5 protein-coding genes are annotated in these 6,360 nt (G+C 71.9%); 2 read left to right on the forward strand and 3 right to left on the reverse strand.

Features of this window, described 5'->3' with window-relative positions; translation table 11 throughout:
• Positions 1–38 precede the first annotated feature (38 nt).
• The gene (locus D8M34_RS04260) at positions 39–1,886 is read left to right on the forward strand and encodes a DEAD/DEAH box helicase (RefSeq protein WP_374459837.1); all 1,848 of its coding nucleotides are present in this window, start codon (positions 39–41) and stop codon (positions 1,884–1,886) included.
• A gap of 11 nt (positions 1,887–1,897) precedes the next feature.
• On the forward strand, positions 1,898–2,377 hold the full coding sequence (locus D8M34_RS04265; RefSeq protein WP_126893252.1) for a GNAT family N-acetyltransferase: 480 nt from the start codon (positions 1,898–1,900) through the stop codon (positions 2,375–2,377).
• A 3-nt stretch (positions 2,378–2,380) separates the two neighbouring features.
• On the opposite strand, the gene ligA is transcribed toward D8M34_RS04265, so the two are convergent.
• The 3 genes from ligA to D8M34_RS04280 form a co-directional block, all read right to left on the reverse strand.
• Positions 2,381–4,696 (reverse strand): NAD-dependent DNA ligase LigA, encoded by a 2,316-nt coding sequence (gene ligA, locus D8M34_RS04270; RefSeq protein WP_126893253.1) that lies wholly within the window; start codon positions 4,694–4,696, stop codon positions 2,381–2,383.
• A gap of 38 nt (positions 4,697–4,734) precedes the next feature.
• Positions 4,735–5,832: a tRNA 2-thiouridine(34) synthase MnmA gene (mnmA, locus tag D8M34_RS04275; protein WP_081811554.1), complete on the reverse strand. Its 1,098-nt coding sequence runs from the start codon at positions 5,830–5,832 to the stop codon at positions 4,735–4,737.
• Between the two features lie 9 nt (positions 5,833–5,841).
• A partial coding sequence (locus D8M34_RS04280) for an aminotransferase class V-fold PLP-dependent enzyme (protein WP_126893254.1) occupies positions 5,842–6,360 on the reverse strand: 519 nt, incomplete at its 5' end.

A 6,360-nucleotide genomic window follows, 5' to 3' on the forward strand; every position in this document is an offset into this window, starting at 1 on the left:
CACAGGAAGAGGGGGGCCGGGCGCGCTACCCTTGGGAAGTGACCCCTGAAGAAGTGACCCCCGCCGACGCCCCCGACGAGTCCCCTGCCACCCCCGGATTCGAGGACCTCGGCATCACCGGGCCGGTCCTCAAGGCCATCAAGGATCTCGGCTACGAGACCCCGTCGCCCATCCAGGCCGCGACCATTCCCACCCTCCTCGCCGGCCGCGATGTCGTCGGCATGGCGCAGACCGGAACCGGCAAGACCGCCGCCTTCGCCCTGCCCGTGCTGGAGCGGCTCGACGTCGCGCAGAAGACGCCGCAGGCCCTCGTCCTCGCCCCGACCCGTGAGCTCGCGCTGCAGGTCTGCGAGGCGTTCGAGTCCTACGCCTCCCGCATGAAGGGCGTGCACGTGCTGCCCGTCTACGGCGGTCAGGGATACGGTGTGCAGCTGTCCGCCCTCCGCCGCGGCGTGCACGTCGTGGTGGGCACCCCCGGCCGCATCATGGACCACCTGGCCAAGGGCACCCTCGACCTCTCCGAGCTCCAGTACCTCGTGCTGGACGAGGCGGACGAGATGCTGAAGATGGGCTTCGCGGAGGACGTCGAGCAGATCCTCGCTCAGACCCCCGAGGAGAAGCAGGTCGCCCTGTTCTCCGCCACGATGCCCGCGCAGATCCGCCGCCTCGCGCAGCAGTACCTCCGCGACCCGGAGGAGATCACGGTCAAGTCCAAGACCGCGACCAACACGAACATCACCCAGCGCTACCTCGTCGTCTCGTATGCGCAGAAGGTGGACGCGCTGACCCGCATCCTCGAGGTGGAGAACTTCGACGGGATGATCGTCTTCGTCCGCACGAAGAACGAGACCGAGACCCTGGCCGAGAAGCTCCGCGCCCGCGGGTACTCCGCCGCCGCGATCAACGGTGACGTGCCGCAGGTGCAGCGCGAGCGCAGCGTCAATCAGCTCAAGGACGGGAAGCTCGACATCCTCGTCGCGACGGACGTCGCCGCCCGCGGACTCGACGTCGAGCGCATCAGTCACGTCGTCAACTTCGACATCCCCACCGACACCGAGTCGTACGTGCACCGCATCGGACGGACCGGGCGGGCCGGGCGGACGGGCGACGCGATCAGCTTCATCACCCCGCGCGAGCGCTACCTGCTCAAGCACATCGAGAAGGCGACGCGGCAGCAGCCTACGCAGATGCAGCTGCCGAGCACCGAGGACGTGAACACGACGCGGCTCGCCCGCTTCGACGACGCCATCACGACCGCACTGTCGGAGACGTCGCGCATCGCCGCGTTCCGCGACATCATCGCCCACTACGTCCGGCATCATGACGTGCCGGAGGGCGACGTCGCGGCCGCTCTCGCCGTGGTCGCCCAGGGCTCCACGCCGCTGCTCCTCGACCCCGCAGACGACGCCCTGTCGCAGGCGGTCGCCGCCGACAACCGCCCGCAGCGCGAGCGGCAGACGCGGGAGCCCCGGGAACCCCGGGAGCGTCGCAGCCGGGGCGACTACACCCCGTACCGCATCGAGGTGGGTCGGCGGCACCGCGTCGAGCCGCGGCAGATCGTGGGCGCGCTCGCGAACGAGGGCGGTCTGGGCCGCGACGACTTCGGCGCGATCAACATCCGTCCCGACTTCTCGATCGTCGAGCTCCCGGCGAACCTCGACCCCGCCGTCCTCGACAAGCTCCGCGATACGCGCATCTCCGGACGGCTGATCGAGATCGCTCCTGACCGCGGTCCCGGCGCACGGCGGGGCTCGTCCTCGCGCGACGGCGACGGCCGCGGCCGGCCGGCCCGCTACGACCGGAACGACCGCCGCGACCGTGACGAGCGCCCGCCGCACCGCGACCGCGAGGAGAAGCCCTTCCGGAAGCCCCGCCACAAGGCCTGAGCGGACCGACGATGCGCATCGACCGCGCCGGCAGGGAGGATCTCGCCGCGCTCGCCCAGCTCAAGTGGGAGGACGTGCCCGCGGACCTGACGGCCGGTCGATCGCTCGACGCCTTCACCGCCGAGCTGGGCGACTGGTGGCGGGCCCACGACCGCACCCACGTGGCCTTCGTCGCGCGGCGCGATGACGACGACCGCATCGTCGGCGCAGCGTGGGTCGCCCTCGTGCCCCGCGTGCCGCGGCCGGGCGCTCCGCACCGCCTCTCCGCGGACATCCAGAGCGTCTTCGTCCTTCCCGAACATCGCGGACGAGGAGCGGGCCGCGGTCTCGTGGCCGCGGCTTGCGCCCACGCCGTCTCCGTCGGCGCCGAACGGATCACCGTGCATTCGAGCGAGGCAGCCGTCGGGCTCTATCAGGAGCTGGGGTTCGCGGACTCCCCACGGCTGCGGCAGTTCCTCGCTCCCACCACGGCGGCGCCGGAGAACGCCTGATCCTCAGTCCAGCGCCGCGGGCCCCTCGTTGACCAGGACGTGGAACTGCGCGGCGTCGAGGATGCGGACGCCGAGCTCCTCCGCCTTCGCGAGCTTGGAGCCGGCTCCCGGCCCCGCGGCCACGAAGTCCGTCTTCTTGGACACGCTCGAGGCCGCCTTTCCGCCGGCCTTGATGATCGCCTCCTGCGCCCCCTCGCGGGTGTACCCGTCGAGGGATCCCGTCGCCACCACGGTGAGTCCCTCCAGCACTCCCCCGGCCGCGACCGCCGCTCCCGGGCCGGGGTGACCCGGCGTCGCCCACTGCACGCCCGCATCAGTCCACTGGCGGACGATCTCCTGGTGCCAGTCGACGTCGAACCACGCGAGCAAGGAGTCCGCGATGATGCCGCCCACGCCCTCGACCGCGGCGAGCTCTTCCCGCGATGCCTCCCGGATCGCGTCGAGCGACCCGAACCACTGCGCGAGCGCCCGCGCCGCGACCGGTCCGACGTGACGGATGTTGAGCGCGACGAGAAGCCGCCAGAGGTCTTTCGTCTTCGCCTTCTCCAGCTCCGCGAGCAGGGTCAGCGCCTGGGAAGACGGCTGCGGACCCTCCAGACCCGACTTCTTCTCGGCCGCGGTCGGGTTGCGTCGGAACGGCGCGCGGGTCTTCACGAGGCCGTCCTCGTCCTCGCGCGGCAGACCCGTCTCCGCATCGCGCACGACGACCTCGATCGGCACGAGCTGCTCCAGGGTCAGGGCGAACAGGCCCGCCTCCGTCACCAGGGGAGGCTCCGCCGGACTCGTGGGCTGGGTCAGCGCCGCCGCCGTCACCTCGCCCAGGGCCTCGACATCGAGGGCTCCCCGCGAGCCGATGTGCTCGACGCGTCCGCGCACCTGGGCGGGGCACGACCGGGCGTTCGGGCACCGGAGGTCGATGTCCCCCTCCTTCATGGCGCGCAGCGGCGTGCCGCACTCGGGGCAGTCGGCGGGCATGACGAACTCCCGCTCGGTCCCGTCCCGCTTCTCGACCACCGGGCCGAGCACCTCGGGGATCACGTCGCCCGCCTTGCGCAGCACCACGGTGTCGCCGATGAGAACGCCCTTGGCCTTCACCACGTCCTTGTTGTGGAGCGTGGCCTGACGGACCACGGATCCGGCGACGTGAGCCGGCGCCATCACCGCGAAGGGCGTCGCGCGACCGGTGCGACCGACGGAGACGACGATGTCGAGCAGCTTCGTCTGCACCTCCTCCGGCGGGTACTTGTAGGCGATCGCCCAGCGGGGCGCCCGGCTCGTCGCTCCCAGCTCGTCATGCAGGTCGAGCTCGTCGACCTTGACCACGATGCCGTCGAGCTCGTGCTCGATGTCGTGCCGATGCTCGCCGTAGTGCTCGACGAAGGCGACGACGTCGTCGATGCTGCGGCACACCTTCGTGTGCGGACTCGTCGGCAGCCCCCAGGCGGCCAGCAGCTCGTAGACCTGGCTCTGGGCCGCGACCGGCGGGTTCGTCCAGGCACCGATGCCGTGCACGTACAGCGCGAGCGACTCGATGCGCAGCAGACCCGCTTCCAACTCCAGGCCGTCCTTCTTGTCGATCTGCTGACGCAGGCCGCCGCTGGCCGCGTTGCGGGGATTCGCGAAGGCCGGGAAGCGCCGTGCCGCCGCGGTGCGCGCCTTCTCCTCGTCGAACGGCTTCTTCGCGCCGCCCCTGGCCTCCCAGCGCGCGAGGGCGTCCGTGTACGCGCGGTCCCGGAACGCCGCCTGCGCCGCGTTCAGCCGCTCGAACGCGGCGACGGGGATGAAGACCTCTCCGCGCACCTCGACGATGGGCGGGTGCCCCTCCCCGGCGAGCCGTTCCGGGATCTCGGGGAGTCGGAGCGCGTTCTCGGTGACGATCTCGCCGACCCGCCCGTCGCCACGGGTCGCGGCCGACGTCAGCACGCCGTCCTCGTACCGCAGGTTGATCGCGAGGCCGTCGATCTTGAGCTCGGTCAGCCAGTCGACGTCGCGCCCGGCGGCCGCTCGTGTCTTCTGCGCCCACTCGCGCAGCTCGTCGATCGAGAAGACGTTGTCGAGGCTGAGCATGCGCTCGGCGTGCTCGATGGTCGCGAGCCCCGTCGCCTCGGCCGCGCCGACCATCTGCGTGGGCGAGTCCTGTCCCTGCAGCTCGGGGTGCAGGCGCTCGAGCTCTTCCAGGCGCCGCATCCAGCCGTCGTACGTGGCATCGTCGACGAGCGACGTGTCACGCCCGTAGTACGCGTCCTTCGCCTCGAGGATGCGGGTCGTCAGCTCCTCCGCCTCGCGGCGGGCGTCTTCCAGTGAGATGTTCTCCGGCACTCCGTCAGTCTAGGAGCGGCGACCGACATCCGCCCGGATCAGACGCCGACGGGGACCGCGGAGACGGTCGCATCGATCGTGAACTGCCCGAGCACGCGCGTGCCGATGTAGAGCACGGCGGTCTGCCCCGGGGCGACGCCGTCCAGGGGCGTGTCCGGGACGACGCGGACGCCCTCGGCCGTCACCGTGGCCGTGGCGGGCACCGGCTCGGCATGCGCGCGGATCTGGACATCGCACGCGAACGACGACGAGGTCGGCGCGGCGCCGGCCCAGCTGAACCGCTCCCCCGCGATCTCGGCGATCGCCAGCGCCTCCTTCGGGCCGACGACCACCGTATTCGATACGGGGCGCACCTCGAGCACGAAGCGCGGCTTGCCGTCCGCCGCCGGGACGCCGAGCTTGAGTCCGCGCCGCTGGCCGACCGTGAAGGCGTGGGCGCCCTCGTGCGCGCCGACGACGGCACCGGTGCGGTCGACGATCTCACCGGTGGCCGTGCCGACCTTCTCGGCCAGCCAGCCCCGGGTGTCCCCATCCGGGATGAAGCAGATGTCGTGGCTGTCCGGCTTCTGGGCGACGCTGAGACCGCGCTGTTCCGCCTCCGCCCGCACGAGCGCCTTCGACGGCGTGGTGCCCAGGGGGAAATAGGTGTGGGCGAGCTGGTCGGCCGTGAGGACGCCGAGCACGTAGGACTGGTCCTTCGCGTTGTCCGAGGCGCGGTGCAGCTCGAGTCCCGCCGGGCCGTCGACGAGGGTCGCGTAGTGCCCGGTGCACACGGCGTCGAAACCGAGCTCCAGGGCGCGCTCCAGCAGGGCAGCGAACTTGATCTTCTCGTTGCACCGCATGCACGGGTTCGGCGTCCGACCCGCACGGTACTCGGCGACGAAGTCGTCGATCACGTCGTCGCGGAACCGCTCCGAGAAGTCCCACACATAGAAGGGGATGCCGAGGAGGTCGGCGGCGCGACGCGCGTCGAGGGCGTCCTCGATCGTGCAGCAGCCGCGGCTGCCGGTGCGCAGGGTCCCGCCGGCGCGGGAGAGCGCGAGGTGCACGCCGACCACATCGTGCCCCGCCTCGACGGCCCGGGCGGCCGCGACGGCGGAGTCCACACCACCGCTCATGGCCGCAAGGATTCGCATGGGTCCAGTCTACGAGCGCTCGGCTGCACGGGCCCCGGATGCCCGTGCGTAGGCTTCTCCGATCACCGCCAGCACCGCATCCACATCGGCGTCGGTGGACGTGCGCCCGAGGGAGAATCGCAGCACGCTCCGGGCGTCCGCCTCACTGCGCCCCATCGCCATCACGACGTGCGAAGGCTCGGCGACCCCCGCCTGACACGCGGAGCCCGTGGAGGCCGAGACGCCGGCCACGTCCAGCAGGAACAGCAGGCTCTCTCCCACCGCACCGGGGAAGAGCAGATGGGCGGTACCCGGAAGACGGTGATCGGGATCGCCCAGGAGCTCGGCCGCCGGCACCCGCGCACGGATGCCCTCGACCAGGCGGTCGCGCAGACCGCCCACCCGGACGCTCTCGGCGGCCCGCTCCCGTTCGGCGAGTTCGAGCGCCGTCGCCAGCGCCGCCGCTCCCGGCACGTCCTGCGTGCCCGCACGCAGACCCCGCTGCTGGCCCCCGCCCCGCAGGAGCGGGGTCAGCCGGGCGGACCGGGC

It is taken from the genome of Microbacterium sp. HSID17254 (genome assembly GCF_003989315.1).
Classification (GTDB): domain Bacteria; phylum Actinomycetota; class Actinomycetes; order Actinomycetales; family Microbacteriaceae; genus Microbacterium.

What these genes read in the sequence shown, in the direction of transcription:
- D8M34_RS04265 (WP_126893252.1), top strand. Translation starts at nt 1,898, where the DNA reads ATGCGCATCGACCGCGCCGGCAGGGAGGATCTCGCCGCGCTCGCCCAG.
- mnmA (WP_081811554.1), bottom strand. Translation starts at nt 5,832, where the DNA reads ATGCGAATCCTTGCGGCCATGAGCGGTGGTGTGGACTCCGCCGTCGCG.